Consider the following 3845-nt stretch of genomic DNA (forward strand, 5'->3'; position numbering starts at 1 on the left):
GAAAGGCATACAAAATGTGGGAGCGAGCTTGCTCGCGAAGGCGTCTTGATAGACGCCCCATAAACTTCAGGTTACTTACCGAGCTGAATCTTCGGCGCCCAGGTCAGCCATTCATCCTCGAACTTGTCGAACAACGGGAACGTCTGCTCGGCCCGCGCCGGATTGCCCATGCGCTCGCCATCCGGTGTGGCGAAGGCAATCCCGCCCTGAATCAGTGTCTCCAGCGACTCGGTGCGCACCGTCACGCCTTTGAACAACCCATAATCGAAGCCCACGCCGCTGGTGTTCCAGAAGCGGCTGCCGCTACGCACCAGTGGCGCGTACTTCGGCTCGATCAGGATGTGCACCAACACACGGTCAGCCGTTTGGCCCAACTCATAACCGGTGACCTTGCCGACCGTGATTTCGCGGTAGGTCACTGGCACACCCGGCTTCAACGAACCGCGACGTGCGGCGCTCAACACCAGACTCAAACCCGCTTCCTGCCTGGTGACTTCCGGCGCTTCGGCCAAGGCAACGAAGTTCTTCTGCGGGCCGAGATTCTTCGCCGCCGGCTGGACTTCGATGTATTTGCCCGTCACCAGCGTTTCCAGATTCTGCGTCTTGATCAAACCCAGTTCCGGCTTGACCACCCAGAATTGACTGCCGACTCGCGCAATCTTCTCCGGCACTTCGGTGATGCGTGCGGTGAGGATCACCGACTGCATGTCATCGGTCAGATCGACGCTTTCAATCTTGCCTACGTCGAGCCCCTTGAAACGTACCGGCGTACCGCTGCTCAAGCCGTCAGCGCGATCAACCTTGATCGTCACTACCGCGCCTTTCTTGTTTGCCTCATCGTGGTCGGCGAACAGACGGAAGCGCGGTATGCGTTTCTTCAACGGCGCATTGGCTTGCGGCGTTTCGAACGCGATACCGCCGGCCATCAGGGTTTGCAAGGATTCACTCTTGACCTGAATGCCCCCGGTCAAGCCACCCGTGAGGGTAATGCCGCTGACATTCCAGAAGCGCGTCGAAGCGTTGACCAGGTTTTCATATTCCTTCTCGATGTGCACGCCGATGACCAGCTGCTTCTTGGTTCGGGAGAACTGGTAGCTCTGCACCGAACCGACCTTGACCTGCTTGTACAGAATCGGACTGCCGACATCGATCGAACCCAGCGAATCGGTAAACAACACCAGATGCAGGCCCGGCGAACGCAGATCCAGCGGCGGAGCTTTCGGTCGCGCTTCGAACTCGCGTTTCGGCGCAGCGCCTTTGTCGCCCGGACGCACGGCGATGTAATTACCTTTCACCAGCGCTTCCAGGCCGGTAATACCCGCCAGGGAAATCGAAGGCTTGACCACCCAGAACTGCGTGCCCTCAACCAGATAGTCTTCGGCCAACGGATCCAGAGTCAGCTCGGCTGTTGCACTGTTCAGGTCCGGATCGACTTTGAGCGCTTTCAGGTTGCCGACCTGAATGCCTTTGTACATCACCGGTGTGCGACCCGCCTGCAGGCCCTCGAAATCACTGAGTTTGACCTTCACGCGAATGCCGGCAGCGGCAGCGTCGAAGTCTTCATACAGACGGAATGGCAGGCTCGGATCGGTCGCTGGGCTGTCCTTGCGATTCTCCGGCGTAGCGAAGGCGATGCCCCCAGCGACGATGCTGGCCAAAGACTCGCTACGGACTTTCACACCGGACAGGTTGGCGTCGATGCTGATGCCGCTGGCGTTCCAGAAACGTGTGTGTTTGCGCACCAGTTTGGCGTAGGTCGGCTCGATGAACACCTTCAGTTCAACGGTGCTCTGATCCTCGGAAAGCACGTAGCTTTTGACCTGACCGACCTTGATCTGCTTGTAGAACACCGGGCTGCCGCGATTCAGCGAGCCGAGGCGATCGGCCTTGATGGTCAGGTGCAGACCGGGCTTGGCGTCGGACAGCGGCGGTTCTTCGGCGAGTGCCTTGAACTTGCGCACGGGCTCGCCTTCACCGGGACTGATCGCGACATAGTTACCCGAGACCAGCGTTTCCAGACCGGTGATACCGGCCAGGGTCACGCTCGGTTTGACCAGCCAGAACCGCGTGCTGGTCTTCAGGTATTGCTCGACGTCCTTGTTCATTTCGATAGTGGCGATCACTCCTTTGGAGTTGCCTTCATCGTCGAGCTTGAGCGTCTTGACCTTGCCGACCGGCATGCCTTTATAGACCACTTCGGTCTTGTTGGCCTGGATGCCTTCGCCGCTTTCGAAGCGCACCTGAATTTCGATACCGGTCTCGGAATAAGCACGCCAGCCGAGCCAGCCGCCGATGATCAAAGCGATCAGAGGCAGCACCCAAATGGCCGACCAGTTCGAAGCCGGTCGGGTTTTCGCTACAGGCAAATCAGTCATGGTCGTCGTCCGACTCCGTGTTATCCCAAATCAGTCGGGGATCGAAAGTTACTGCGGCGAGCATCGTCAGAATCACCACAGAGGCAAAGGCGACGGCGCCCAAATTGGCTTCGACACTGGCTATACGGCCGAAGTTAACGACCGCCACGAGAATGGCGATCACGAAAATATCGAGCATCGACCAGCGGCCAATGAACTCGATGAAACGGTACATCCAGATGCGCTGACGGGCCGACAATGGCTGCCGGCGCTGCACTGAAAACAGCAACAACGCGATGCCGACCAGTTTGAACGTGGGCACCAGAATACTGGCGATGAACACCACGCTTGCGATCGGAATCATGCCGTGCTGCACCAGTTCAATCACGCCGGACATGATGGTGCTCGGCTCACCCTGGCCCAGGGAGCTGACCGTCATGATCGGCAAGACGTTGGCCGGAATATAGATAATGGCTGCCGTGATCAACAGCGCCCAGGTGCGGGTCAGGCTGTTAGGGCGGCGAGCGTGAACCTGCGCGCCGCAGCGGGAACAGCTTTGCTCATCGACGTCAGCTTCCTGCTTGTTCAGTTCGTGGCATTCGGTGCACACCAGAATGCCCGCATCAATCGCCCGCATGGGCATCCTCTCCTGATAATGCCTGCCAGATCTGATGCGGTGACATCACCACCTCCAGCCAGACTTGTACCAACAACAAGCCAATGAAACATGCCAGCCCGAGGCCGACGGTGATGGCCGCCATGTCCGCCAGCTTCACGATCGCGACGAGGACGCCCATGAGGTAGACCTCGAGCATGCCCCAGTCTCTGAGGTGGTGGTAAATACGATAGAGCAGCAAACCGTAGCTTCGGCCGACATCAAAACGAATCGTCAGTAACACAAACAGCTGGCACAGCAACTTGAGCAACGGTATCGCCATACTGCAAAGGAAGACGACAATCGACACTCCTTGCATGTCGGTATTGAACAGACCGACCACGCCACTCCAGACCGTATCCTGCGAAGTTTGCCCGAGGATATTGAGTTGCATGATGGGTAAAAAGTTTGCCGGTACGTAAAGTAATAACGCGGCAATCACCAGGGCGAGGCTGCGCTGCACCACGTTATGGCGGTGGGCGTACAACTCATAACCACAACGCGGGCATAGGGCCTTTTCACCATGGGCAAGTGTCGGCTTGCGCATCAGCAAGTCGCACTCGTGGCAGGCTATCAAGTCTTCCAGCGGTAAATCTGACAGCCCGGGGGCGTCAACCGATTCTGACATACAGGCTCTGGCTCCGATAAAGATGGGGCTATTCTAGTGTTCTGATTCGAAAATAACTGTGCAATTTTGTTCGCTTCGGTCCTGAAAACTTTCTCGCAGGCAAAACAAAACCCCAACTGCTTTCGCAATTGGGGTTTCGGAATTTAATCTTGACGATGACCTACTCTCACATGGGGAAACCCCACACTACCATCGGCGATGCATCGTT

3 protein-coding genes are annotated in these 3845 nt (G+C 57.4%); all 3 read right to left on the bottom strand.

The annotated features are described in order from the left end of the window. Positions 1 to 71 precede the first annotated feature (71 nt). The 3 genes from F8N49_RS26380 to F8N49_RS26390 are packed head-to-tail and all read right to left on the bottom strand — an operon-like array spanning position 72 to position 3637. Positions 72 to 2375: an intermembrane transport protein PqiB gene (locus F8N49_RS26380; RefSeq protein WP_041480022.1), complete on the bottom strand. Its 2304-nt coding sequence runs from the start codon at positions 2373 to 2375 to the stop codon at positions 72 to 74. Then, entirely contained in the window at positions 2368 to 2991 is a 624-nt protein-coding gene (locus F8N49_RS26385) for a paraquat-inducible protein A (protein ID WP_151553187.1), read from the bottom strand. Before F8N49_RS26385 ends, F8N49_RS26380 begins: the two co-directional genes overlap by 8 nt. Continuing rightward, positions 2978 to 3637 carry a paraquat-inducible protein A gene (locus tag F8N49_RS26390; protein WP_073473550.1) on the bottom strand — a complete coding sequence of 220 codons (660 nt, stop codon included), beginning with the start codon at positions 3635 to 3637 and terminating at the stop codon, positions 2978 to 2980. The genes F8N49_RS26385 and F8N49_RS26390 overlap by 14 nt, the downstream gene beginning before the upstream one ends. Positions 3638 to 3845: the final 208 nt, after the last annotated feature.

The organism is Pseudomonas sp. GXM4, from assembly GCF_008923895.1.
GTDB classification, from domain to species: Bacteria; Pseudomonadota; Gammaproteobacteria; order Pseudomonadales; family Pseudomonadaceae; genus Aquipseudomonas; species Aquipseudomonas atacamensis.